The sequence below is a fragment of the Pseudomonas sp. Leaf58 genome (genome assembly GCF_003627215.1).
GTDB lineage: Bacteria > Pseudomonadota > Gammaproteobacteria > Pseudomonadales > Pseudomonadaceae > Aquipseudomonas.
The window spans coordinates 1,053,924-1,079,322 of the sequence record NZ_CP032677.1 but is presented as its reverse complement, the minus strand read 5'-3'; the positions used below and the strand labels follow the sequence as shown (position 1 = coordinate 1,079,322).

23 protein-coding genes are annotated in these 25,399 nt (G+C 60.7%); 18 read left to right on the top strand and 5 right to left on the bottom strand.

The features are described from left to right. The first annotated feature begins 30 nt into the window (after positions 1 to 30). Positions 31 to 444: a YbaN family protein gene (locus DV532_RS05075; RefSeq protein WP_056796083.1), complete on the top strand. Its 414-nt coding sequence runs from the start codon at positions 31 to 33 to the stop codon at positions 442 to 444. On the opposite strand, the gene arcD (DV532_RS05070) is transcribed toward DV532_RS05075, so the two are convergent. Beyond that, positions 424 to 1,851: an arginine-ornithine antiporter gene (gene arcD / locus DV532_RS05070; RefSeq protein WP_056796081.1), complete on the bottom strand. Its 1,428-nt coding sequence runs from the start codon at positions 1,849 to 1,851 to the stop codon at positions 424 to 426. The two genes, DV532_RS05075 and arcD (DV532_RS05070), sit on opposite strands and share 21 nt — an antisense overlap. A gap of 434 nt (positions 1,852 to 2,285) precedes the next feature. Between arcD (DV532_RS05070) and arcD (DV532_RS05060) the strand changes: the two genes are divergently transcribed. The 7 genes from arcD (DV532_RS05060) (at position 2,286) to gltS (ending at position 10,476) form a co-directional block, all read left to right on the top strand. Beyond that, a complete protein-coding gene (gene arcD / locus DV532_RS05060; RefSeq protein ID WP_056796078.1) occupies positions 2,286 to 3,713 on the top strand; it encodes an arginine-ornithine antiporter in 1,428 nt (475 codons plus the stop codon). A gap of 33 nt (positions 3,714 to 3,746) precedes the next feature. After that, a complete protein-coding gene (gene arcA / locus DV532_RS05055) occupies positions 3,747 to 5,000 on the top strand; it encodes an arginine deiminase (RefSeq protein WP_056796075.1) in 1,254 nt (417 codons plus the stop codon). Positions 5,001 to 5,069: 69 nt separating this feature from the next. Further along, entirely contained in the window at positions 5,070 to 6,080 is a 1,011-nt protein-coding gene (locus tag DV532_RS05050) for an ornithine carbamoyltransferase (protein ID WP_056796072.1), read from the top strand. A gap of 117 nt (positions 6,081 to 6,197) precedes the next feature. Continuing rightward, on the top strand, positions 6,198 to 7,127 hold the full coding sequence (arcC, locus tag DV532_RS05045; RefSeq protein ID WP_056796069.1) for a carbamate kinase: 930 nt from the start codon (positions 6,198 to 6,200) through the stop codon (positions 7,125 to 7,127). A gap of 56 nt (positions 7,128 to 7,183) precedes the next feature. Beyond that, the gene (locus DV532_RS05040; RefSeq protein WP_056796066.1) at positions 7,184 to 7,552 is read left to right on the top strand and encodes a DUF5064 family protein; all 369 of its coding nucleotides are present in this window, start codon (positions 7,184 to 7,186) and stop codon (positions 7,550 to 7,552) included. A gap of 104 nt (positions 7,553 to 7,656) precedes the next feature. Beyond that, on the top strand, positions 7,657 to 9,165 hold the full coding sequence (locus tag DV532_RS05035) for a sigma-54-dependent transcriptional regulator (protein ID WP_056796061.1): 1,509 nt from the start codon (positions 7,657 to 7,659) through the stop codon (positions 9,163 to 9,165). A 108-nt stretch (positions 9,166 to 9,273) separates the two neighbouring features. Continuing rightward, positions 9,274 to 10,476 (top strand): sodium/glutamate symporter, encoded by a 1,203-nt coding sequence (gene gltS / locus DV532_RS05030; protein WP_056796059.1) that lies wholly within the window; start codon positions 9,274 to 9,276, stop codon positions 10,474 to 10,476. A 38-nt stretch (positions 10,477 to 10,514) separates the two neighbouring features. On the opposite strand, the gene DV532_RS05025 is transcribed toward gltS, so the two are convergent. Continuing rightward, positions 10,515 to 10,904 (bottom strand): MerR family transcriptional regulator, encoded by a 390-nt coding sequence (locus DV532_RS05025; RefSeq protein ID WP_056796056.1) that lies wholly within the window; start codon positions 10,902 to 10,904, stop codon positions 10,515 to 10,517. Positions 10,905 to 10,977: 73 nt separating this feature from the next. Between DV532_RS05025 and DV532_RS05020 the strand changes: the two genes are divergently transcribed. The 3 genes from DV532_RS05020 to DV532_RS05010 all read left to right on the top strand — a co-directional run bounded on the left by DV532_RS05020 (position 10,978) and on the right by DV532_RS05010 (position 14,740). After that, complete coding sequence (locus DV532_RS05020; RefSeq protein ID WP_056796053.1) at positions 10,978 to 12,042, top strand: SDR family oxidoreductase; 1,065 nt, start codon at positions 10,978 to 10,980, stop codon at positions 12,040 to 12,042. 209 nt (positions 12,043 to 12,251) lie between these two features. Beyond that, positions 12,252 to 13,763 carry a sensor domain-containing diguanylate cyclase gene (locus DV532_RS05015; protein ID WP_082476759.1) on the top strand — a complete coding sequence of 504 codons (1,512 nt, stop codon included), beginning with the start codon at positions 12,252 to 12,254 and terminating at the stop codon, positions 13,761 to 13,763. 77 nt (positions 13,764 to 13,840) lie between these two features. Then, positions 13,841 to 14,740 carry a DMT family transporter gene (locus tag DV532_RS05010; RefSeq protein WP_056796047.1) on the top strand — a complete coding sequence of 300 codons (900 nt, stop codon included), beginning with the start codon at positions 13,841 to 13,843 and terminating at the stop codon, positions 14,738 to 14,740. 61 nt (positions 14,741 to 14,801) lie between these two features. Here DV532_RS05010 and DV532_RS05005 read toward each other — a convergent pair whose 3' ends face one another. The 3 genes from DV532_RS05005 to DV532_RS04995 all read right to left on the bottom strand — a co-directional run bounded on the left by DV532_RS05005 (position 14,802) and on the right by DV532_RS04995 (position 16,894). Then, the gene (locus tag DV532_RS05005) at positions 14,802 to 15,365 is read right to left on the bottom strand and encodes a histidine phosphatase family protein (protein ID WP_082476752.1); all 564 of its coding nucleotides are present in this window, start codon (positions 15,363 to 15,365) and stop codon (positions 14,802 to 14,804) included. A gap of 95 nt (positions 15,366 to 15,460) precedes the next feature. After that, complete coding sequence (locus tag DV532_RS05000) at positions 15,461 to 16,471, bottom strand: SDR family oxidoreductase (RefSeq protein ID WP_056796041.1); 1,011 nt, start codon at positions 16,469 to 16,471, stop codon at positions 15,461 to 15,463. A 3-nt stretch (positions 16,472 to 16,474) separates the two neighbouring features. Beyond that, positions 16,475 to 16,894: an ester cyclase gene (locus tag DV532_RS04995; protein ID WP_056796039.1), complete on the bottom strand. Its 420-nt coding sequence runs from the start codon at positions 16,892 to 16,894 to the stop codon at positions 16,475 to 16,477. Positions 16,895 to 17,010: 116 nt separating this feature from the next. Between DV532_RS04995 and DV532_RS04990 the strand changes: the two genes are divergently transcribed. The 7 genes from DV532_RS04990 (at position 17,011) to DV532_RS04960 (ending at position 25,259) form a co-directional block, all read left to right on the top strand. Continuing rightward, positions 17,011 to 17,892, top strand: a complete 882-nt coding sequence (locus tag DV532_RS04990) for a LysR family transcriptional regulator (RefSeq protein ID WP_056796034.1) — start codon at positions 17,011 to 17,013, stop codon at positions 17,890 to 17,892. A gap of 288 nt (positions 17,893 to 18,180) precedes the next feature. Next, positions 18,181 to 18,564, top strand: a complete 384-nt coding sequence (gene gcvH / locus DV532_RS04985) for a glycine cleavage system protein GcvH (protein WP_056796031.1) — start codon at positions 18,181 to 18,183, stop codon at positions 18,562 to 18,564. 11 nt (positions 18,565 to 18,575) lie between these two features. Further along, the gene (gene gcvP / locus DV532_RS04980; protein WP_056796028.1) at positions 18,576 to 21,431 is read left to right on the top strand and encodes an aminomethyl-transferring glycine dehydrogenase; all 2,856 of its coding nucleotides are present in this window, start codon (positions 18,576 to 18,578) and stop codon (positions 21,429 to 21,431) included. Between the two features lie 151 nt (positions 21,432 to 21,582). Continuing rightward, positions 21,583 to 22,959, top strand: coding sequence for an L-serine ammonia-lyase (locus tag DV532_RS04975; RefSeq protein WP_056796025.1), 1,377 nt, complete (start codon positions 21,583 to 21,585; stop codon positions 22,957 to 22,959). A gap of 27 nt (positions 22,960 to 22,986) precedes the next feature. Next, complete coding sequence (gene gcvT / locus DV532_RS04970; protein ID WP_056796023.1) at positions 22,987 to 24,108, top strand: glycine cleavage system aminomethyltransferase GcvT; 1,122 nt, start codon at positions 22,987 to 22,989, stop codon at positions 24,106 to 24,108. Positions 24,109 to 24,465: 357 nt separating this feature from the next. After that, on the top strand, positions 24,466 to 24,678 hold the full coding sequence (locus DV532_RS04965; RefSeq protein ID WP_012316046.1) for a cold-shock protein: 213 nt from the start codon (positions 24,466 to 24,468) through the stop codon (positions 24,676 to 24,678). A gap of 92 nt (positions 24,679 to 24,770) precedes the next feature. Next, on the top strand, positions 24,771 to 25,259 hold the full coding sequence (locus tag DV532_RS04960; protein ID WP_056796021.1) for an RDD family protein: 489 nt from the start codon (positions 24,771 to 24,773) through the stop codon (positions 25,257 to 25,259). Positions 25,260 to 25,399 lie beyond the last annotated feature (140 nt).

Here is a 25,399-nt window from a genome sequence, read left to right as displayed (position 1 = left end):
GGTGGCCGAACCGTTTTATGCAGTGAGACCATGACCCGACCCGCCCGCTCGAAACTTGCCCGCCTGCTGTATGCGATCCTGGCTTACGTGAGCCTGGGCGTGGGCCTGGTCGCGATCGTCATCCCCGGCCTGCCGACCACCGAGTTCATCTTGCTGGCCGCCTGGGCAGCGACGCGCAGTTCTCCGCGCCTGTCCGCCTGGCTGGAAAACCACCGGTTGTTCGGGCCAATTTTGTACAACTGGCGCAACGGCAAAGTGATCCAGCGGCGGGCCAAGGTCAGCGCGACGCTCAGCATGCTGGTATGTGCGGGGATCATGCTGACGTTTCTCGACCACCACTGGCCTGTGTTTCTGGCAATCTTCGGCATGGCCTTGGGCAACCTGTGGATCTGGTCACGGCCCGAACAGCCGTGCCCTCCTGCGTCACAAGCTCAGCAGCCCTGAATACAGGGCATAGGCTGCCAACGCCGCACCCGCCAGCACAGCCGCGAAAATCAGCTTTTCCCAGACGGTGAACAGCGTTTGCCCTTGCTCGTGCTTGGCCCTGGCGAACAGGATCACGCCCGGCGCGTACAACAGCGCCGACAGCAACAGGTATTTGAGCCCGCCGGCATACAACAGCCACACCGCATACAATAGGGCAACCAGCCCCACTATCAGGTCCTTACGGCGCAGGGCCGGCTGCCCACCGTAACTTTCCCCCCGCACCGCCAGCAGCACGGCATAGGCCGCCGACCATAGGTAAGGCACCAGGATCATCGACGAAGCCAGGTAGATAAGGCTGGTGTAGGTACCGGCGGAAAACAAAGTGATCAGCAGGAAACCCTGGATCATGCAGTTGGTCAGCCACAGGGCATTGGCCGGCACGTGGTTGGCGTTTTCCTTGGCCAGGAAGCGCGGCATGGTCTTGTCCCGCGCCGTGGCGTACAGGATCTCGGCGCACAGCAGCGCCCATGACAGCAATGCACCGAGTAGCGAAACCGCAAGGCCCAGGCTGATCAGCAAAGCGCCCCAAGGCCCGACGATATGTTCCAGCACCGAGGCCAATGACGGGTTCTGCAGCCCGGCCAGCTCCGGCTGGGTCATCACCCCCAGTGACAGTACGTTGACCAGCACCAGCAGTGCCAGCACCCCCAGAAAACCAATCACCGTCGCCTTGCCCACATCCGAACGGCGCTGGGCCCGCCCGGAATACACGCTGGCGCCCTCGATACCGATGAACACGAATACGGTCACCAGCATCATGTTGCGCACTTGCTCCAGCACGCTACCGAACTGCGGGTTGCTCAAGCCCCAGATGTCACGGGTAAAAATATCGGCACGGAACGCAAACGCTGCGATCACCACAAAAATCAGCAACGGCACCACCTTGGCCACGGTGGTCACTTGGTTGATGAACGCCGCTTCTTTGATGCCGCGCAGTACCAGGAAGTGCACCGCCCACAACAGCAACGACGCGCAGCCGATGGCAATTGGCGTGTTGCCTTCGCCGAACACCGGGAAGTAGAACCCCAGTGTGCTGAACAGCAGCACGAAGTAACCGACGTTGCCCAACCAGGCGCTGATCCAGTAGCCCCAAGCCGAGGAGAAACCCATGTAATCGCCAAAGCCAGCCTTGGCGTAGGCGTACACCCCCGAATCGAGCTCTGGCTTGCGGTTGGCCAAGGTCTGGAACACGAACGCCAGCGCCAGCATGCCAATGGCGGTGATGCCCCAGCCGATCAGCACTGCGCCCACGTCGGCACGCGCCGCCATGTTCTGCGGCAACGAAAAAATCCCGCCGCCAATCATCGAGCCGACCACCAACGCGATCAGCGCACCCAGGCGCAGCTTCTGTCCCGGTTCGCTCATGAGCCTTCCTTTTTTTGCGCGCTGTCATGGGTTTGAAACAACCTTGCAGGCCATATACACGCTGTTACTTATAATACTCCTGCCCCCTCTAGCTATAGCACTCATAACTACTTTGTCTATGCGCCCCTGCCTAAAAAACTAGCAGCTAACCGGCAACTAGAAAAGCACCTAATAAAACTCGAAATTCTTGTGAAAAATTTGCGAATGCGGCAAAAGCGGCTAGCTTCAAGCATCGCAGGCTGAACAGAGCGTTTGCTCTAGAAGGACATGGAGGTGCCAGCGCGCAAGGCCTACAGCAAAGCTGTCGGCACTCTCCAGGGAGCACCGTGAAGGAATTTTCCTACTTCACGTCGCCAGGAGCTGACCTAAGTCAGCGAATGGCAACGGCGTCAGATTTATTCTGGCGTCAACTTTCTCCTGGCAGGAGTTGTTAAATGTCTGATTCATCCGGAAAGCTAAAACTCGGCGCGTTAGTTGCACTTGTAGTCGGTTCGATGATTGGTGGCGGGATCTTCTCGCTGCCGCAAAACATGGCCGCCAGCGCGGGGGTTGGCGCAGTACTGATCGGCTGGGCCATCACCGCGGTCGGCATGCTGACCTTGGCGTTCGTGTTCCAGACCCTGGCCAACCGCAAGCCTGACCTGGATGGCGGGGTATATGCCTACGCCAAGGCCGGTTTCGGCGATTACATGGGCTTCTCCTCGGCCTGGGGCTACTGGATCAGTGCCTGGCTGGGCAACGTCGGCTACTTCGTGCTGCTGTTCAGTACCTTGGGCTATTTCTTCCCAATCTTCGGTGAAGGCAACACCCCGGCGGCCATCATTGGCGCGTCGGTGCTACTGTGGGCGGTGCACTTCCTGGTGCTGCGCGGCATCAAGGAAGCAGCGTTCATCAACCTGGTCACCACCGTGGCCAAAGTGGTGCCGCTGGTGCTGTTCGCCCTGATCTGCCTATTCGCCTTCAGGCTCGACATCTTCACCGCCGACATCTGGGCGCTGGGCACACCAGAACTGGGTAGTGTGATGAATCAGGTGCGCAACATGATGCTGGTCACCGTGTGGGTGTTCATCGGCATCGAGGGCGCGAGCATCTTCTCGGCGCGAGCCGAAAAACGCTCCGACGTGGGCAAGGCAACGGTGATCGGCTTCGTGACCGTGCTGCTGTTCCTGGTGCTGGTCAACGTGCTGTCGCTGGGCATCATGACTCAACCGGAACTGGCCAAGCTGCAGAACCCCTCGATGGCTGCCGTGCTGGAACATGTGGTCGGCCACTGGGGGGCAGTGCTGATCAGCGTCGGCCTGGTCATCTCGCTGCTCGGGGCCCTGCTGTCGTGGGTGCTGCTGTGCGCCGAAATCATGTTCGCCGCCGCTAAAGACCACACCATGCCGGAGTTCCTGCGCCGCGAAAACGCCAACCAGGTGCCGGCCAACGCCCTGTGGCTGACCAACGCCATGGTGCAGATCTTCCTGGTGATCACGCTGTTCTCCAGCAGTACCTACCTGTCGCTGATCTACCTGGCCACCTCGATGATCCTGGTGCCCTACCTGTGGTCGGCGGCCTACGCCTTCTTGCTGGCACTGCGCAGTGAAACCTACGAACAAGCCCTGGCCGAGCGCAAGAAAGACCTGATCATCGGTGGTATCGCCCTGCTGTACGCCATCTGGCTGCTGTACGCCGGCGGCGTGAAATACCTGCTGCTTTCGGCCCTGCTCTACGCACCTGGCGTGATCTTGTTCGCCAAGGCCAAGCGCGAGGTGGGCCAGCCTGTCTTTACCAACGTGGAAAAACTGATCTTTGCAGCCGTGGTCATCGGCGCCCTGGTGGCAGCCTTTGGCTTGTACGACGGCTTCCTGACCCTGTGACCCACGTTTTCGTTCAATTGGAGGAATGAAACCATGTCCGCTGAAAAACAGAAGTACGGTGTCCACTCCGAAGCCGGCAAACTGCGCAAAGTGATGGTTTGCTCGCCGGGCCTGGCGCACAAGCGCCTGACGCCGAGCAACTGTGACGAGCTGCTGTTTGACGATGTAATTTGGGTCGACCAAGCCAAGCGTGACCATTTCGACTTCGTCACCAAGATGCGCGAGCGTGGCGTGGATGTGCTGGAGATGCACAACCTGCTGACCGACATCGTCCAGCAGCCCGACGCCCTGAAGTGGATCCTCGATCGCAAGATCACCGCCGACACCGTCGGTGTCGGCCTGACCAACGAAGTGCGTAGCTGGCTCGAAGGCCTGGAACCGCGTCACCTGGCCGAATTCCTGATCGGCGGCGTGGCAGGCCAGGACCTGCCGCAGAGCGAAGGCGCCGATGTGGTCAAGATGTACAACGACTACCTGGGCCACTCCAGCTTCATCCTGCCGCCACTGCCCAACACCCAGTTCACCCGCGACACCACCTGCTGGATCTACGGCGGGGTGACGCTGAACCCGATGTACTGGCCGGCACGCCGCCAGGAAACCCTGCTGACCACCGCCATCTACAAGTTCCACAAGGAGTTCACCGGCGCTGACTTCCAGGTGTGGTACGGCGACCCGGACAAGGACCATGGCAATGCCACCCTTGAAGGCGGTGACGTGATGCCGATCGGCAATGGCATCGTGCTGATCGGCATGGGCGAGCGCACCTCGCGCCAGGCCATCGGCCAGCTGGCACAGAACCTGTTCGCCAAAGGTGCGGTCAAGGAAGTCATCGTCGCCGGCCTGCCGAAGTCCCGTGCCGCCATGCACCTCGACACCGTGTTCAGCTTCTGCGACCGCGACTTGGTCACGGTCTTCCCGGAAGTGGTGAAAGAGATCGTGCCCTTCATCATCCGCCCGGACGAAAGCAAGCCCTACGGCATGGACGTGCGCCGCATCAACAAGTCGTTCATCGAGGTGGTGGGCGAACAGCTGGGTGTACAACTGCGCGTGGTCGAGACCGGCGGCAACAGCTTCGCTGCCGAGCGCGAACAGTGGGATGACGGCAACAACGTGGTGGCCATCGAACCGGGTGTGGTCATCGGCTACGACCGCAATACCTACACCAACACCCTGTTGCGCAAGGCCGGCATCGAGGTCATCACCATCAGCGCCGGCGAACTGGGCCGCGGCCGGGGCGGTGGCCACTGCATGACCTGCCCAATCATCCGCGACCCAATCGACTACTAACGACCATTACCCCCGGCCGCCCTCACGAAGCGGCGGCCGGTGCGTTCACCAAACTCAAGGAGAAAAGTCATGGCGTTCAACATTCACAACCGCAACCTGCTCAGCCTGGAACACCACACCACCCGCGAGCTGCGCTACCTGCTGGACCTGTCCCGCGACCTCAAGCGCGCCAAATACACCGGCACCGAGCAACAGCACCTGAAGGGTAACAACATTGCCCTGATCTTCGAGAAAACCTCTACCCGTACCCGCTGCGCCTTCGAAGTCGCCGCCTATGACCAAGGCGCCAACGTCACCTACATCGACCCTAACTCTTCGCAGATCGGTCACAAGGAGAGCATGAAGGACACCGCCCGCGTACTCGGGCGCATGTACGACGCCATCGAGTACCGTGGCTTCAAGCAGGAAATCGTCGAAGAGCTGGCCAAGTTTGCCGGCGTGCCAGTATTCAACGGCCTGACCGACGAATACCACCCCACCCAGATGATCGCCGACGTGCTGACCATGCGTGAAAACAGCGACAAGCCGCTGCACGACATCAGCTACGCCTACCTGGGCGATGCCCGCAACAACATGGGCAACTCGCTGCTGCTGATCGGTGCCAAGCTGGGCATGGACGTGCGCATTGCCGCGCCCAAGGCGCTGTGGCCGCATGACGACCTGGTCGAGCGTTGCCACAAGTACGCCGAGGAAAGCGGCGCCCGCATTACCCTCACCGAAGACCCAGTTGCCGCGGTCAAGGGCGTGGACTTCGTGCACACCGACGTGTGGGTATCGATGGGCGAGCCGATCGAAGCCTGGGGTGAGCGTATCAAGCAGCTCAAGCCTTACCAGGTGAATGCGCAGTTGATGAAAGCCACTGGCAACCCGCGGACCAAGTTCATGCACTGCCTGCCGGCGTTCCACAACTCTGAAACCAAGGTGGGCAAGCAGATTGCCGAACAGTACCCAGACCTGGCCAATGGCATCGAAGTGACCGATGACGTGTTCGAGTCGCCGGCCTGCATCGCCTTCGAGCAGGCGGAAAACCGCATGCACACGATCAAGGCGATCCTGGTGTCGACCCTGGCCGACCTCTGAACCTCAGTAGCTGCAAGCTACAAGCTGCAAGCTACAAGAGAAGCGGCGCACTCCGATCCGCCTCTGATTGAAGCTTGAGGCTTGCAGCTTGCAACTAACTACACAAGGACATTCCCCATGCGTATCGTTGTTGCATTGGGCGGCAACGCCCTGCTGCGCCGCGGCGAGCCAATGACCGCTGACAACCAGCGCGCCAATATCCGCACCGCCACCGAACAGATCGCCAAGATCCACCCTGGCAACGAGCTGGTCATCGCCCACGGCAACGGCCCGCAAGTCGGCCTGTTATCTCTGCAGGGCCTGTCCTACAAGCCCGACGAGGCCTACCCGCTGGATGTGCTGGGTGCCGAGACCGAGGGCATGATCGGCTACATGATCGAACAGGAACTGGGCAACCTGCTGGCCTTCGAAGTGCCGTTCGCCACCTTGCTGACGCAAGTGGAAGTGGACGCCAACGACCCCGCCTTCCAGGACCCGACCAAATTCATCGGCCCGGTCTACGCCAAGGAAGAGGCCGAGCGCCTGGCCAAGGAAAAAGGCTGGGTGGTCAAGCCCGACGGCGACAAATACCGCCGCGTGGTGGCCAGCCCGAAACCCAAGCGCATCTTTGAAATCCGCCCGATCAAGTGGCTGCTGGAAAAGAACAGCATCGTGATTTGCGCCGGCGGCGGTGGCATCCCCACCATGTACGACGAAAACCGCAAGCTCAAAGGCATCGAGGCGGTGATCGACAAGGACCTGTGCTCGGCCTTGCTGGCAGAGCAGCTGGATGCCGACCTTCTGATAATCGCCACCGACGTCGATGCAGCCTACATTGACTGGGGCAAACCCACGCAGAAAGCCATCGCCCAGGCACACCCCGACGAACTCGAACGCCTCGGTTTTGCCGCCGGTTCCATGGGGCCGAAGGTGCAGGCCGCGTGCGACTTTGCCCGCAACACCGGCAAAGTGGCGGTGATCAGTTCGCTGGAAAACATCGAAGACATCGTCAAAGGCACCGCCGGCACACGGGTTTCCACCGCCAAGCCGGGGATCAGCTACCGTTGAATGCAGTGGGCGGGCCTACGGTGCCCGCCATTTTCGACCTTCCAAAGGAGCTTGCCATGGCCCAGTACCACCCTGGTCATGTACACATCGAGCGCACCGCGCTGAACAAGAACGACCACAGCTATGACCTGAACATCGAATACGAGGCCGCGTCGGATCCCAGGGAAGGCAGAGGCATCCAGTTCACCATGCATGGCAGCATCGAGGGCAAGCCGGTAGAAGAAAAGTTCTTCCTGGCCAAGGACCAAGTGTTACCCAGCTTCCTCATGCTGCTGACCCGCAAGGCCCAGTCGTACCTGACGCCGCCGAAGAAATTCGAAAACCTGAGTTCGCCGCACAAGCTGTATGACTATATGTTCGCGGACATTCGCGCAAAACTCGATGTGAAGTCGGGCGACCCGATCAAGCCTGAGCATCTGGAGTAGTTACAGGATTCTGGGGCTGCTTTGCGCCGCACAAGGGCCGCAAAGCAGCCCCAGCAATGTTGAGGCATACTAGCGCCCTCTCCCAGCCACAACCTCACCTCCCCATGCGCATCCACGTCAGCTTCATCGACCGCGTCGGCATCACCCAGGAAGTCCTCGCCCTGCTCGGTGCCCGCAACCTCAACCTGGACGCCGTGGAGATGGTCCCGCCGAACGTCTACATCGATGCCCCCACCCTTAGCCCCGCCGTGCTCGAAGAACTGCACGACGCACTGTTCGAGGTCCACGGCGTGCAATCGGTGGATGTGGTCGACATTCTTCCTGGCCAACGTCGTCACCTGCAGCTCGATGCCCTGCTGGCGGCGATGAGCGACCCGGTGCTGGCCGTGGACAGTGCCGGTACGGTGCTGCTGGCCAACCCGGCACTGATCGCGCTGTGCGGTCGCGAATCTGCTGGGCGCTCGGTGGGTGAACTGTTCGGCGACGCGGCGCTGCTGCAAGCCCTGCTGGACAACAACTTCCATTTACCCATGCGCGAGATGCAGCTTAACGGCCAAAGCCTGCTGCTGGACGCCATGCCGATCACCAACGCCGGTGGCCTGTTGACGCTGTACCCACCCAAGCGCATGGGCGAACGCCTGTCGGCCCTGCACCACGACCACGCCGAAGGCTTCGATGCCTTGCTCGGCGAGTCGCCGGCCATCCGCACCCTCAAAGCCCGGGCCCTGCGCGTGGCGGCGCTCGATGCACCGTTGTTGGTGCATGGCGAAACCGGCACCGGGAAAGAACTGGTAGCCCGCGCCTGCCACGCCATCAGCAGCCGCCACGCGGCGCCATTCCTGGCCCTGAACTGCGCCGCGCTGCCCGAGAGCCTGGCCGAGAGCGAACTGTTCGGTTACGCCCCGGGCGCCTTTACCGGCGCGCAACGGGGTGGCAAGCCCGGGCTGATGGAACTGGCCAACCAGGGCACGGTGTTCCTCGATGAAATCGGTGAAATGTCGCCGTACTTGCAGGCCAAGCTGCTGCGTTTTCTCAGCGATGGCAGCTTCCGCCGGGTGGGTGGCGACCGCGAAGTGAAAGTGGATGTACGCATCATCAGCGCCACCCACCGTGACCTGGAGCGTATGGTCGCCGACGGCAGCTTCCGCGAGGACCTGTTCTACCGGCTCAACGTACTCAACCTGCAGGTGCCGCCACTGCGCGATCGTGGCCAGGACATCCTGATGCTCGCGCATTACTTCATGCAGCAGGCCTGCACGCAGATCCAGCGCCCGTCTTGCCGGCTAACCCCCGCCACCCATTCGGCACTGCTGGCCAACCCCTGGCCGGGTAATGTGCGCCAATTGCAGAACGTGATTTTCCGCGCGGCGGCCATCTGCGAGGGCAACTTGGTGGATATCGGTGACCTGGACATCGCCGGCACTTCGGTAGCCCGAGGCCAGGATGGCGAAGTCGCGAGCCTGGAGCAGGCGGTGGGTGACTTCGAGCGGGAACTGCTGCAACGCTTGTATGCCAGTTACCCGTCGACCCGGCAACTGGCGGGACGTTTGCAAACATCACACACCGCGATTGCACAACGTTTGCGCAAGTACGGCATTCCGGGCAAAAGCTAAACCTTTACGCCGCCAGGTTTCAGAATAACCCTACGGGCCTGGCCAATACTTCATCGAGCACTGCTGCGAAAATGGCGTTCATCCCTGTTGCTGGAAAGAACGCCTCTTATGCTGGAACTCGATTTCTACGGCACGCTGGTCGCCGCTTCTCTCGTCCTGTTATTAGGGCATGGCCTGGTGACGCGTGTCGCCCTCCTGCGAACTTACAATATTCCCGAACCGGTTGCCGGCGGGCTGGTCGTTGCGCTCGTTTTACTAGGGCTGCGAAGTGTCGAGCTGAAAGTACAGTTCGATACCTCCCTCCAAGCTCCGTTGATGCTGGCCTTCTTCGCCACCATCGGGCTGAACGCGGACTTCGCCAGCTTGAAAAAAGGCGGACGTGTGGTCGGCATTTTCCTGCTCACGGTAACCGGGCTGCTGCTGGTACAGAATGCCATGGGTATCGGCCTGGCCACGGCGTTGGGGCTAGACCCACTGATGGGGCTGCTGACCGGCTCGATCACGCTGTCCGGCGGCCATGGGACCGGCGCCGCTTGGGGCACCACTTTCAGCGAAAAATATGGCCTGGCTTCGGCCTCGGAACTGGCCCTGGCATCCGCCACCTTCGGCTTGGTGCTGGGTGGCCTGATCGGCGGCCCGGTCGCCCGCCTGCTGATCAAGCGCGTACACACGCCGGGTGTCGAACCGACGATGGCGCACCTGCCCAAAGGGTTTGAGGTACCCGGGAAGGAGCGCTTGATCACCCCCTTGTCGTTTATCGAAACCTTGGCGCTGATCGCGGTGAGCCTGCTCGGTGGCACGCTGTTGAACGGCCAACTTCTCGGCACCGCGTTCGAGCTACCGACCTTCGTCTGCGTCTTGTTTGTCGGGGTGTTGTTGCGTAACGGGCTTTCAGCGTTGGGGCTTTATCAAGTATTCGAGCGCGAAGTTTCGGTGCTCGGCAATGTCAGCTTGTCGCTGTTCCTGGCCATTGCGCTGATGTCGCTGAAGTTGTGGGACCTGGCCGCGCTGGCCCTGCCCTTCCTGATTATTCTGGCGGCGCAAACGTTGCTCATGGCACTGTTCGCGGTATTCGTCACCTTTCGGGTCATGGGCAGTAACTACGACGCCGCGGTACTGGCAGCCGGGCATTGCGGGTTCGGCTTGGGCGCTACGCCAACCGCCATTGCCAACATGCAGGCCGTGACGCATCGCTTCGGCCCTTCGCAATTAGCGTTTCTGGTAGTGCCGATGGTGGGAGCGTTCTTTATCGACATCATCAATGTCGTGGTGATCAAGCTGTACTTGGCGCTGCCATTTTTTGCAGCCTGAACCTTGGGCAGCGCTGACGCAGGCTATGGCGTCGAGGATTACTCAGCGTCAGGAAGGCGAGGAATAGTCTGGCCGTTGGCTATGGCACTGGCTTCAAGCTTTGCACGCTCTGAATCCAGAAAACCATAGGTGGCTTGCAGCGTGGCGATCTTCGCTTTAATTTCGGCCATCTTGCTGGCGACCAAGAATGCGCCTTGCGCGCAATCGATCGTATTACCCCGCTTGGCCGCAAGGATGTCGCCGATTTCCGCGAGTGTAAAACCTACGCCCTGGGCACTTTGAATAAAGGCCAAGTCAACTACCGTCTGATCGCTATAGCTGCGGTAGTTGTTGGCTTGGCGCTGGGCCGCGATAAGCCCGAGCTGCTCGTAATAACGCAGTGCATGGCGGCCGACCCCACTCCGGCGCTCCAATTCTCCAATGTTCACGGTAAAAACTCCTTGACTGTAGAGCTGGCTCTATACCTTAGCCTGCGTCAATCATCCAAACAAGGAGTCAGACATGAGCGTGGAATGCTTGGTTACCGGCGGCAGTGGCTTTGTGGGGCAACATTTACTGGCCCGTCTAACGGCGACGGGGCACAAGACCTGGGTGTTAATGCGCAGCCCGGAAAACCTTGAGCAGCTCAAAGAACAGGTAAGCCAACTGGGCGGTAACCCTGCGTATATCCATGCCGTTGAGGGAGATATCAGCAGGGAGGGCCTTGGCCTCAGCGAAGCAGACCAGCAACGCGTGGCTTCGGCCGCCGTGGTCTTTCACCTCGCGGCACAGTTCTCCTGGGGGCTGACCATGGAGCGCGCCCGCGCAGTCAATGTACAAGGGGCGCTGAGAGTCGCCAGGCTTGCGGCGAGCCAGCGCAGCCGCTTGCTGATGGTGGGCGGCTATATGCTGCAAAACCTTACCCACCTGGCGAGTATCGGAGTTGATCATGAGCACCCGGAAAACACCAATTGGCCCGCCGTGTATGAGCGTGTAGGTGGCTACGAAGGCAGCAAGCTGGAGTCCCATTTTGCAGTCATCCGCTATATGCAGGAAGTGGCTGCGGATTACGCCATCGTTCATCCTGCTACGGTGTGTGGCCATAGCGAAAGTGGGCACATTCTCGAAGGGCAACCTTTGGCCGAACTTATTCGAAATCTGGCGCTGGGCCGTTTCAAGGCTATCCCTGGCTCCCCCAGCCATTGGTTGCCAATGGTCAGCGTCGATTACCTGGTGACGATGATAACCTGCGTGGCGTTCGACCCCTCAATGGCCAACCGGCAGGTGCTGGCGCTCTATGAGCAGACACCGAACTTACAAGGTGTGCTCAAGCAGTTGGCAGCAACGCTGAAAGTAAAGGCGCCCCGCCGTCATGTCGCGATAGGCGTGCTCAGGTGGCTATTGAAAATTCCCGGGTTGGCAGCCCGACTGGCGATCAGCGCCGAGACATTGAATTTTATTCAGACGCAGCGTTTCGACATGAGTAACAGCAAGCAACTGGAACAGAAGTATCAACTCACCCACCCCGACATGGCACGAACTTTGGAAAAGACGGTGCACTGGGTCAAAGGCTACTTACCCAATTGAAGCAACTCGGGGGCGACCCACTATTGTAATTTATGGGACACCCCAACAGTTCAGGTGCTATATTTTTACACCGTGATCAGAGAGTTAATTTTTGACCGTTCGGTTAGTTAAGAGGGTGTCAAAGCCTAGCGTCAGGATCGCGACTTTTGTTCCTGACCACAGACAAGAACAAGCCGCAAGAGAAACCGGAATCTCAGTCAGGTATTGACGTGAAGCGTGACATCTATCTCGTTGTTCTACTGCTATTGATCATCGGTTGTTCTCTCGCGTCGTTAACGCTGTGGAAGGTCATGGCCTCTCGCGAGCGCGCCCTGGAAGATGTCAACACCCATGGCCTGAACCTGACCCAGGCCCTGTCCACCTATTCGGAAGGTATTGTCCGTCAAAGCTCACTGCTGTTGCTCGGCCTGGTCGAACGCCTGGAAACCGAGGGTGCCGGGCCTGCACAAATCGAACGGCTAAGTCAGTTGGTCAAGCGTCAGCACCCCTTGATGTTGCAGATGAGCGGCATCACCATCTACGCGAAAGATGGGCGCTGGCTAATGTCGTCTAACCGCCCGACACCGGTAGGCGCCAACAGCAGCGACCGGGCCTTTTTCATCCACCACCGCGATGACCCGTCCCGCGAGCCCTTTATCGGCCTGCCCATCCGTAGCCGCGCCACCCATCAATGGGTAATCACCATCAGCCGGCGCTTCAACGATGACCGCGGCGAGTTCGCCGGCGTGGTTGCCGTGACCCTTGGCGTGGAGAACTTCTTGCAGCTTTTCGGCAAGCTGGACGTCGGCCATGACGGCGCCATCGGGCTGTCATTTAGCGACGGTTCGATGCTGGTGCGCTATCCGTTCCGGGAACAGGACATGGGGCGCAATTTTTCGAAGTCGCCGATCTTCGCCAAGTACCTGGTCGACCAATCGGTGGGCACTGCGTCGTTCACCTCCAGCCTGGACGGCGTGGAGCGCCTGTATGCATTTCGCAAGAGTGACAAGCTCCCCTTGGTGACAACCGTAGCGCTGGGCAAGCATGAGGCACTCGCAGCCTGGCGGTTCGAGGCACTGTTGTCTTCGTTGGTGGTGTCTGCGCTGCTCGCCCTGACAGGTGCCATTGGCTGGCTGCTGATTCGTGCCATGAGCCGGCGGGACGCGATCGAAAGCGAGCTTCGACTGACCCAACAGCAGTTGCTGGACAGCAACCAGCAGCTCGAACGCCAAGCGATGCACGATTCGCTGACGGGGCTTGCCAACCGGCGCTGCTTTGACGAGACGCTGGCCCAGGAGATCCGCAGGGCCCATCGCAATAGCACGGCGCTGGCGTTGCTGATGATCGACATCGACCATTTCAAAAGCTTCAACGACACCTACGGGCATCCGGCTGGGGACGCCTGCCTACAGCAGATGGCAGTTCTGCTTTCTGCCTGCATCCGCCGCCCTCACGACCTGCTCGCCCGCTACGGGGGGGAAGAACTGGCGGTGATCCTGCCCGATACCGACAACGACGGAGCGGCCGTCGTCGCCAGGTTGATGCTCGAGCGTTTGGCCTTGGAATCTATCCCCCACAAAGGCAGCCCTTTTGGGCACATGACCGTCAGTATCGGCATCGCTTGCGCCGATGGAACGGACCTCGACAGCTCGGCATCGCTACTTGAACGCGCCGACCAAGCGCTCTATATCGCCAAGCAAACGGGCCGCAATCGCCTGCATGCCGAACGAGAGAAGGTATAGCAGCAAACGTGCCGGTGTTAATCCAAACACAAACCTAGGCCGCTGCTGCCCAAAGACCAATGACAAGGAATGTAATAATGCAATCTCACTTCGGCAAAGGCGTCCTCTTTGCACTCTGCGCCGCTGCACTGAATGCGACAATTGGCGTACTCAGCAAGGTGTTAATGAGCAGTGGCTTCAGCTCCAGCAGTATCGCCTTGATAAAAACCGTACTTGGCTGCCTATTACTGTCCGGCTTGCTGCTGTTTCTCAAGCGGCCCGAGCATACGGCTAAGTGGCTCCCGGCAGCGGTTTGTGCCTTTCTCGGCATTTTCGTGTTGTTCCACTTTGAAACCGCTGCCTATAGCCATTACGCCGCGGCCGGGGTGGTGGTGATTTTGATGGCTAGCGCATCCATTTCTTCGATATTACTGGGCCGGCTAGTCCTGAAGGACCCAATCACCGCCAACGCAACGGTAGGCGCCGGCTTGACCATAGCCGGTATTGCAGTGATTTTTGGCGCCGACCTGGGCCAAGGCTTCACCCTGCAAGGCGCAGTGCTCGCAGCAATTGGGGGCTGCGGTTATGGCGCATTTTCAGTTGCGATGAAGCGTATGGGCGTTTCTGGGGGCCTGCACTTCACGCGGCAACTCTTGTTTTTCGGCAGTCTTTACCTGCTGATGCCAGCGGCGACCGATGGGTTCATCGTGGGGGAGTTGTCGCTGGTGGCGGCCCTGGCATTGTTGGCGCTGGCTGCGTTGCCGACCATTCTCGGTTTCTTCTGTACCACCAAAGCCATCGAATATTTAAAGCCGTCCCAAGTTCAAGCATTGGAACTGACTGAACCGCTGTTTGCCGCACTGTTGGCGTTCGTCATCCTCAATGAGGTACCGCGCGACACGTTGTACGTAGGGGCTGGGTTGATTCTCGCGGGGTTGGGTTTTTCCAACGAGCTGATCCGTCTAGGCAAAAAAGCGCCACAGCCATCCGGCGTGTAATGGGTATTTACCGTAGGCACTCGGGAGCCCAGCGTAAGCGCCGGGCCAACCCAAGGTACTTCTATCGCTCACTTGGCATCTGTTCACCAGCACGCTGGCGATAGACCGCCGCACTCCAATACTGGCTGCCATTACGCGCTTGCCGCGTCCATCCGTCTGCCGTTAATTGCTTGGCAATCATTCGATTCATAACACCGTGACCCACCAGTAAAACGGGCCCTTCGCTGGCAAGGGATTGCAATCGCTGCGCGGCCATGCGGGCGCGCACCCTCGCCGTATCAACCGATTCGACATGGCGTGAGTAACCGCACAACCATAACACCCGCAGAATAAAGGCCCAGGTAAACGGCGATAGCCGCGGCAGTTTCCAGCGGGCATAAGGCAACTGCGCTTCACAGAACAGCGCGTCGACAAGTGTCGGCTGCAAACCGAGCGCTTGCAGGGAGCTCAGCGCACGGGGGGCACTGCTAGAGACAATCACCGTGGCGGTGGCGGCGAGTTGCAGGCTGGCATCCGGGACGGGCTGTTTGGTAATTTCAGATTGGTCGTACTGTTCGATCCACTTTTTCATATCCAGCGCCGACATCTTGTCGGTTGCGCCCAGCTCTGGCTGGCCGTGACGCATCAAAATTATTTCCCTACTCACAGTACCTTTACGTCCTTGGCTTGGTTGGCAATGAATGCACATAAGTGCCGCCGCGGAACGCGGCCCAGCGTGGTTTAAAACCAGCCGTGATCACGGTACCACGCCACGGTATCGGCGATTGTCAGCTCTAGCGCTCGGAAGCTCAGGCCAAGCTCCTGTTCACTCTTGCTATGGTTGAAGCGGGTACGGTCCCGCTCTCTCACCAAGAGCCGCACCGTGGCCATACTCAGCAAAATGGGCTGGCGGGTCAGCCGCGCGTACACCTCCTGCACAGCCGCCAAGCTGTACAGCAGGGTGAGCGGTAGCCGCCGGACGGGGGGGCGAACACCCGCTATACGCCCTAGCACAGGCACCAACTCGGGCATGGTGATATGCCGGCCCGCCGCTAGATAGCGCTCGCCTCGTCGCCCGTGCTTGGCCGCGGCAATTTGTGCCAGCGCCACATCGCGGGCATCGACAAGCGAGAAGCTACCTGGGATCAAGCCGGGCAACTTGCCGTGCACAACGTCGTTGACCAACTGCCCCGAGGAGGTCGGCCCCATGTCGGCAGGCCCCCACATCCAGCCAGGCAGCACCATACAAGCATGCATCTCGGGGTAAGCCTTTAGAAACGATAGGACCGCACGGTCGGCGAGGATCTTGCTACGGTAGTAGTCATCCGCGTCGGCTTCGGCCCGCAGGCAGGATTCATCGATGGAGGTGCCCGGTGCGCCGTCGAGCACGGCAATGGATGAGGTATGAACAAAACGGCGTATGCCGGCGCGGTAGGCGTGGTCTAGTAGCCGCTGCGTACCCGCCACGTTAATCCGTTCGAGTTCTTTCCAGTGGCTGCCGCCCTTGTAGTTGTCACGGAAGTACGCCGCGGTGTGAAACACCGTATCGCAACCCTGCAGCGCCGCTGCGAACCCGCCGACATCGGCCATGTCCCCAACCACCAGTTCCACACCCGGCAGATCTTTGAACTGCTGTTCACCTTTAGCTCTTGAGCGGACCAGGCCTTTGACCGCGTAACCACCCGCGACCAATTCACGCACCAGGTTGTTGCCCAGCAAACCGGTTGCTCCGGTAACGAAAGCGCTGCGCATGGCTCAAGCCTCACCCTGTACGGCTAACGGCATCAACACGGCACTGTCGAAGAACGCCTCTTCACGGATGGCCAGCCCATTTTTGAAGGTGAAGTGGGCGGCGTAGTGCACGGTAATGCTCCGGCCATGGGCTGGAATCACCCGGGTTGGAAGCACCAAGGGCGCGGCGAAGGTGCCGGTGAGTACGGCCGTTAAAGCCAAACGATCGTCACAGACCATGAATGGGCTGAAGGTCACGTGAGCATCAGGGATCGCTTCGAACAGCGAATGCTCTCGTTTGCGCATCGCTTCGCGACCGCTTTGCGCGCCCATGCTATCGAGGTAGATGAAGTCTTCGCCAACCAACGCAAGCATCGCCTCCACATCACGGCGATTGAAGGCGTTTGAGGCGCGCTGCGCATAGTCGTAGGCGTTAGCAGTCATACAGTCCATTCCATTCGTTTCGAAGGCCTGCAGATATACCTGTGACAACTCGCCGGAAAAACAACGCCTACTGCATAATGGTTTTGCACATTCGCAGACCAGGGATGATAGGGCGCATGGCGTTGGAGGCAAATTGGGACGATCTTCGTCTGCTGCTGGCAGTTTCGCGGCGTGGAAGCTTTCTTCAAGCCGGCCAGTTGCTAGGTATTGCCGCATCCACGGTGTCCCGGCGCTTGACCCAACTTGAGGTCGCGCTAGGCGAACCGCTGGTTGAGCGGGGCGTTGAGGGCTGTTGGTTGACCTCGAGGGGCCAAGCCCTGGTGGAGGTTGCCTTGGCTGCAGAAGCTGGCTTAAGGCGTCAAACCGCTGCTGGGCTAGCCGAGGTGCCCACTGAGTTGGAAGGCACGGTGTTGGTCAGTACCGGGGAAGGGTTCTCGTCTTACGTGTTGGAGGCAGCAAGCCGCTTCACGGCATTGCACCCGCGTTGCTCGGTAGAGCTGGTGGTAACAGCCGACTTCCACAAAATCGTCCGCGGTGTGGCAGACATTGCCGTACGTACAGCCCACCTGGGTGAGCCGTCGCTGATTTATCGACCACTAGGCCGGCTTGCCTACGGCGTCTTTGCCAATGCGGTTTATTTGCAGCGATTTCCAGCGGTAACCGCAACGACTGCGCACACTATTGCCTTGTTACCGCCGCTGGACACATTGCCGCAAATGCGCGCGGCAAAAGCAGGTGGCCTAGGCCACGCGCAGTTCAGTGTGAACTCATTCGCCGCGCAACTGGAATCCGTCAGGCGAGGCATGGGTGTTGCCGTCCTGCCCCGGATACTGGCGAACGATCTGATCAGGCTGTTCCCGGACCTTCACCTACCCGATATGCAGGTTTATCTGGTGACCCGACCTCAAGCATTGAAGCAGGCCCATATCAGGTGCTTTTTTGCCATTTTGGAGCGGGTACTGTGCGAAGCACTGTCCTTGGAACATTGTCAGGTTTAGCCGGTTAGGCCACTGCCCTATCCAAATGGAGCGAATTCAATACGTCGTAATGAAAACAATACATACGACAGCGAGGGCGTACTGCAAGGGTTTGATCACCCAGTTCTTTTCAGAACCGTCGATTATGTATCGATTTCGTTCCACTTAACGCGACCGGCAATCTTGAAATTAGTATAACTATTTGTTTTTTATAGTTTTTTTAATGATGGCTAATTTATTGCTAGGAGGTTAGCAACCCCAAGAGCGCGGAGCCACCGCGCCCAACGCCCTGCTTCCCGAGGATTCCCCATGAGCGAGTTGCGTTTCACTGAAGATCACGAATGGCTGCGCGTCGAAGCCGATGGCAGCGTCACCGTGGGCATCACCGCCTACGCCCAGAACGCCCTTGGCGATGTGGTTTTCGTGCAACTGCCAGAGTTGCAGCCGTATGAGAAAGGCAGCGAAGCGTCCACCGTCGAATCGGTCAAGGCCGCCAGCGGCGTGTACATGCCCCTGACTGGCGAAGTGGTGCAGATCAACGACCAGCTTGAAGACAGCCCGGAACTGGTCAACGAAGACCCGATGGGCGAAGGCTGGTTCTTCCGCTTCATCCCTGCCGATGCCGGCGCCGTAGCTACCCTGCTCGATCAGGACGCCTACGACCGCTTGATCAAAGCCAACGACGACGCCTGAGGATCCCCGCCATGACCATCAACCTCGGCACCGCCAACGAATTCATCGCCCGTCACATCGGCCCACGCGCTGACGACGAGCAGGCCATGCTGGCCACCCTCGGCTTCGACTCGCTGGACGCCATGAGCGCCGCAGTCATCCCCGACAGCATCAAGGGCACCAGCGTACTCGGCGCGCACGACGGCCAGAGCGAAGCCGACGCACTTGCCGCACTCAAGGCCATCGCCGGCAAAAACCAGCTGTTCAAGAGCTACATCGGCCAGGGCTACTACAACACCCATACCCCGGCGCCGATCCTGCGCAACCTGCTGGAAAACCCGGCCTGGTACACCGCCTACACCCCGTACCAGCCAGAAATTTCCCAGGGCCGCCTGGAAGCGCTGCTGAACTTCCAGACCCTGATCAGCGACCTGACCGGCCTGCCGATCGCCAACGCCTCCCTGCTCGACGAAGCCACCGCCGCGGCCGAGGCCATGACCTTCTGCAAGCGCCTGTCGAAGAACAAGGCCAGCCACGCCTTCTTCGCCTCCGTGCACTGCCACCCGCAAACCCTCGACGTGCTGCGCACCCGTGCCGAGCCGCTGGGTATCGAGATCGTGGTTGGCGACGAGCGTGAACTGGGCGATGTCAGCGCCTTCTTCGGCGCCCTGCTGCAATACCCCGCCAGCAACGGTGAAGTGTTCGACTACCGCGACGTGGTGCAACGCTTCCACGCCGCCAATGCCCTGGTCGCCGTGGCCGCCGACCTGCTGGCCTTGACCCTGCTGACCCCGCCGGGCGAATTCGACGCCGACGTGGCCATCGGTAGCGCGCAGCGCTTCGGCGTGCCGCTGGGCTTCGGTGGCCCGCACGCGGCCTACTTCGCCACGCGTGATGCATTCAAGCGCGACATGCCGGGCCGCCTGGTCGGCGTGTCGATCGACCGCTTTGGCAAGACCGCTCTGCGTCTGGCCATGCAAACCCGCGAGCAACACATCCGCCGCGAAAAAGCCACCAGCAACATCTGCACCGCCCAGGTGCTGCTGGCCAACATCGCCAGCATGTTCGCCGTGTACCACGGCCCGGCCGGCCTCAAGCGCATTGCCGAGCGTACCCATGCGCTGACCGCGATCCTGGCCTCCGGCCTGAAGACGCTGGGCGTACACGTGGTGGGCGCCAGCGCCTTCGACACCCTGACCCTGGCCACCGGCAGCAGCACTGCCAGCCTGCATGAACAAGCGCGCACCCAGGGCATTAACCTGCGCCAGGTCGACGCCACCCACCTGGGCCTGTCGCTGGACGAAACCAGCAGCCAGGCTGACGTCGAGTGCCTGTGGCAGCTGTTCGCGGGCGACCAGGCCCAACCTGACTTCGCTACCCTGGCCGCCAGCAGCGGCTCGCTGCTGCCTACCGCCCTGCTGCGCCAGTCGGCCATCCTCGAACACCCGGTATTCAACCGCTACCACAGCGAAACCGAGCTGATGCGTTACCTGCGCCGCCTGGCCGACAAGGACCTGGCGCTGGACCGCAGCATGATCCCGCTGGGCTCGTGCACCATGAAGCTGAACGCCGCCAGCGAAATGATCCCGGTCACCTGGGCCGAGTTCGGCAACCTGCACCCGTTTGCCCCGGCTGAACAAAGCCAGGGCTACCTGCAGATGACTACCGAGCTGGAAGCCATGCTGTGCGCCGCCACCGGCTACGACGCCGTGTCGCTGCAGCCCAACGCGGGTTCGCAGGGCGAGTACGCCGGCCTGTTGGCCATCCGCGCCTACCACCGCAGCCGTGGCGAAGGCCACCGCGACATCTGCCTGATCCCGTCGTCGGCCCACGGCACCAACCCTGCAACCGCGCACATGGCCGGCATGCGCGTGGTGGTCACCGCCTGTGACGACCGCGGCAACGTCGATGTCGAGGACCTGCGCGCCAAGGCCATCGAGCACCGCGAGCGCCTGGCCGCGATCATGATCACCTACCCGTCGACCCACGGTGTGTTCGAGGAAGCGATCGGCGAAATCTGCGCGATCATCCACGACAACGGTGGCCAGGTGTACATCGACGGCGCCAACATGAACGCCATGGTCGGCCTGTGCGCCCCGGGCAAGTTCGGCGGCGACGTGTCCCACCTGAACCTGCACAAGACCTTCTGCATCCCACACGGCGGTGGCGGCCCGGGCGTCGGCCCAATCGGCGTCAAGTCGCACCTGGCAGCGTTCCTGCCAGGCCATGCGCAACTGGAAAACACCGCGGGTGCGGTGTGCGCCGCACCGTTCGGCAGCGCCAGCATCCTGCCGATCACCTGGATGTACATTCGCATGATGGGCGGTGCCGGCCTCAAGCGTGCCTCGCAGATGGCAATCCTCAACGCCAACTACATCGCCCGCCGCCTGGAAGAGCACTATCCTGTTCTGTATACCGGCGGCAATGGCCTGGTAGCCCACGAGTGCATCCTCGACCTGCGTCCGCTGAAGGACACCAGCGGCATCAGCGTCGACGACGTGGCCAAGCGCTTGATCGACTTCGGCTTCCACGCCCCGACCATGTCCTTCCCGGTGGCCGGCACGCTGATGATCGAACCGACCGAAAGCGAGTCCAAGGAAGAACTGGACCGCTTCTGCGACGCGATGATCCAGATTCGCGAAGAAATCCGCGCGGTCGAGAACGGTAGCTTGGACAAAGACGACAACCCGCTTAAAAACGCCCCGCACACGGCGGCCGAGCTGGTTGGCGAATGGGCCCATGGTTACAGCCGCGAGCAGGCGGTATACCCGCTGCCGAGCCTGGTGGAAGGCAAGTACTGGCCGCCGGTCGGCCGCGTCGACAACGTGTTCGGCGACCGCAACCTGGTGTGCGCCTGCCCGTCGATCGAGAGCTATCAGGAGGCCTGATAGCCGCTGCCCCGCCACCTACCCTTGGGTGGCGGGCTCTGTGGGGGCGGGTTTACCCGCGAATGCGGCAGTGGCTTCACCGACGTATTCGCGGGTAAACCCGCTCCTACAGGGTTCACCGTCCGCCCCATAAACTTGGCAGGAGGTCATCATGTCTTTGAGCGTCTTCGACCTGTTCAAGATCGGCATCGGCCCCTCCAGCTCCCACACGGTCGGCCCAATGCGCGCTGCCGCGCGTTTCGCCGAAGGGCTGCGCCGCGATGGCCTGCTTACCCAAACCGCCAGCGTCAAGGCCGAGCTGTATGGCTCGCTCGGCGCTACCGGCAAGGGCCACGGCAGCGACAAGGCCGTGCTGCTTGGCCTTGAAGGCGAACACCCCGACACCGTCGATACCGACGCCATCCCCGCCCGCCTGCAGGCCATCCGTGACAGCGGGCGCCTGGCTTTGCTCGGCGAGCACACCATCGCGTTCATCGAGAAGCAGCACTTGGCGATGATCCGCAAGCCGCTGGACTACCACCCCAACGGCATGATTTTCCGCGCCTTCGATGACGCCGGCCTGCAAATCCGCAGCCGCGAGTACTACTCGGTGGGGGGTGGTTTCGTGGTCGACGAAGAGGCCGCCGGCCACGACCGCATCGTCGAGGACAGCACGGTGCTGGTCTACCCGTTCAAGACCGCCAAGGAATTGCTCGGCCATTGCAGCGCACACAACCTGTCAGTCAGCCAGGTGATGTTGGCCAACGAGGCCGCTTGGCGCCCGGAAACGCAAACCCGCGCCGGGCTGCTGCGCATCTGGCAGGTGATGCAGGATTGCGTGCAAGCCGGCTGCCGGCACGAAGGCATTCTGCCCGGCGGGCTGAAGGTCAAACGCCGGGCACCAGCGCTGTACCGCCAGCTGAGCGGCCACCCCGAAGCCAGCCTGCGCGACGCCCTGTCGGTACTCGATTGGGTCAACCTCTACGCGCTGGCGGTGAACGAGGAAAACGCCAACGGCGGCCGCGTGGTCACTGCGCCTACCAACGGTGCGGCGGGCATCGTCCCGGCGGTGCTGCACTACTACATGCGCTTCGTCCCGGGTGCCAGCGAGGACGGGGTGGTGCGCTTTCTGCTCACCGCCGCGGCCATTGGCATTTTGTACAAGGAAAACGCCTCCATCTCCGGCGCCGAAGTGGGCTGCCAGGGCGAAGTCGGCGTGGCCTGTTCAATGGCCGCTGGGGCGCTCTGCGAAGTGATGGGCGGCAGTGTGCAACAGGTCGAAAACGCCGCCGAAATTGGCATGGAACACAACCTGGGCCTGACCTGCGACCCGATCGGCGGGTTGGTCCAGGTGCCTTGCATCGAGCGCAACGCCATGGGCTCGGTGAAAGCGATCAACGCGGTGCGCATGGCCTTGCGCGGCGACGGGCAGCACTACGTGTCGCTCGACAAGGTCATCCGCACCATGCGCCAGACCGGCGCCGACATGAAAAGCAAATACAAAGAGACCGCCCGTGGCGGCCTGGCCGTCAACATCATCGAATGTTGACCCGACAACAACAGCAAGGAGTCACCGATGTCCGAAACACTGCTCAAGACCCCACTGCACGCCCTGCACCTGGAACTGGGTGCGCGCATGGTGCCGTTCGCCGGCTACGACATGCCAGTGCAGTACCCGCTGGGCGTGCTCAAGGAACACTTGCACACCCGCGAGCAGGCCGGCCTGTTCGATGTCTCGCACATGGGCCAGATCATCCTGCGCGGCAGCGATGCCGCCAAGGCCCTGGAAAGCCTGGTGCCGGTGGATATCATCGACCTGCCGGTGGGCATGCAGCGCTATGCCATGTTCACCAATGAGCAAGGTGGCATCCTCGACGACTTGATGGTGGCCAACTTGGGTAACGACACCCTGTTCCTGGTGGTCAACGCCGCCTGCAAGGAGCAGGACCTGGCCCACCTGCAAGCGCACATTGGCAACCGTTGCGACGTGCAGCCACTGTTCGAGCAACGCGCCCTGCTCGCCCTGCAAGGCCCGGCGGCGGTCAAGGTACTGGAGCGCCTGGCCCCGGACGTGGCCGGCATGACCTTCATGCAGTTCCGCCCAGTGCAACTGCTGGGAGAAGACTGCTTCGTCAGCCGCTCGGGCTACACCGGGGAAGACGGCTACGAGATCTCGGTACCGGTCAATGCGGCCGATGCCCTGGCCCGCCGCCTGCTGGCCGAACCCGAAGTGCAGCCAATCGGCCTGGGCGCACGCGATTCGCTGCGCCTGGAAGCTGGCCTGTGCCTGTATGGCCACGACATGAACAGCGAAACCACCCCGGTCGAAGCCAGCCTGTTGTGGGCGATTTCCAAGGTGCGCCGTGCCGATGGCGCGCGTGCCGCCGGCTTCCCGGGCGCCGAAGCCATCTTCGCCCATCAACGCGATGGCGTGGCGCGCAAACGTGTGGGTTTGTTGCCGCAGGAACGTACGCCCGTGCGCGAAGGCGCGGATATTGTCGATGCTAACGATAAACGGGTAGGCAAAGTGTGCAGTGGCGGCTTTGGCCCGACACTCGGTGCACCTGTCGCAATGGGTTATATCGATAGTGAACATACTGCAATCGACACCCCACTGTTTGCTGTGGTGCGGGGCAAGAAGGTTGCCTTGAAAGTCAGCAAAATGCCTTTCGTGGCACAGCGTTACTACCGAGGCTGAAGCCGCTTTGTGAAGGTTGTGAGCAGGTTCGAAATATTCGTTTTCGAACCTACTCAATAACTTTTGAACATAGCGCCAGACCAGACGCCATGCCGTTTCCGACAAGTCTGTCGGCGGTTGGCAAACGGCTGATTTTCCATACGACCAAGGGCTTGTTTTTCGCTCAGGAGTTGGCGTAGAGTCACTGGACTGTGTTTGCATGGGTCGCAACAGTTCGTGACCTGGGCCAGTAGCCGAGATTTGCTACAACCCGTTCGACGTCTCTTACTTCCTGCAACCCAGCCCAGTAATCTTTTGCTAACTAATTAATGCAAAAGAAACTGTCATCAAAATTCAAGCTTCATAGGAAATAAGACAATGGCTGAGCGTCAGAACGGTACCGTCAAGTGGTTCAATGACGAAAAAGGTTACGGTTTCATCACCCCAGAAAGCGGTGCTGATCTGTTCGTGCACTTCCGCGCTATTGAAGGCAACGGCTTCAAGAGCCTGAAAGAAGGCCAGAAGGTCACCTTCGAAGCCGTTCAGGGCCAGAAAGGCCTGCAGGCTGACAAAGTCCAGGTCCTCGGCTAAGCCGAACCCGACTTCGAAGAAAAGCCCCTGCCAAGTGCAGGGGCTTTTTTTTGCCCGTAGAATAGCGGCTTCGTCTTTTGGAGTCGTCCTGCATGTCCAAGCCTTCGCTCACACCCCAGGGTGACTTTCCGCCAGCCGGCCTGGGCCGGCGCCTGGCGGCGATGTTCTATGACTTTTTGCTGTGCACGGCGCTGCTGATCGTGACTGCTGGCGCTTACAAGCTGATTCAGATGGCGATCATCGGCGAAGCCCGTATGCGTGAGCTGACCGAGGCCGGCGCCCTGGATGGCGACCCGCTGCTGTCGACGGTGCTGCTGTTTGCCTTGTTCGGCTTCTTTGCCAAGTTCTGGACCCATGGCGGGCAGACTCTGGGTATGCAGGTGTGGGGGGTGCGGGTGCAGAACGCCGATGGCTCGGCCATCAGCCTGTGGCAGGCGCTGTTGCGCTTTGTGGTGTCGATTGCTTCGTGGCTGTGCCTGGGGCTGGGCTTTTTCTGGGTGCTGGTCGACAAGCGCAAGCGCGGTTGGCATGACATCTATTCCGAGAGCCAGCTGGTGCGGGTGCCGAAGCAGAAGAAATGAATTGAGTGTTGTGTTGCCTCTTCGCGGGTAAACCCGCTCCTAAACGGATCGTGCGGCTCTTGAAACTTGCGCTGTACCTGTAGGAGCGGGTTTACCCGCGAAGAGGCCGGGGCAGGTAAAGCCCATGAAAAAGCCGACCC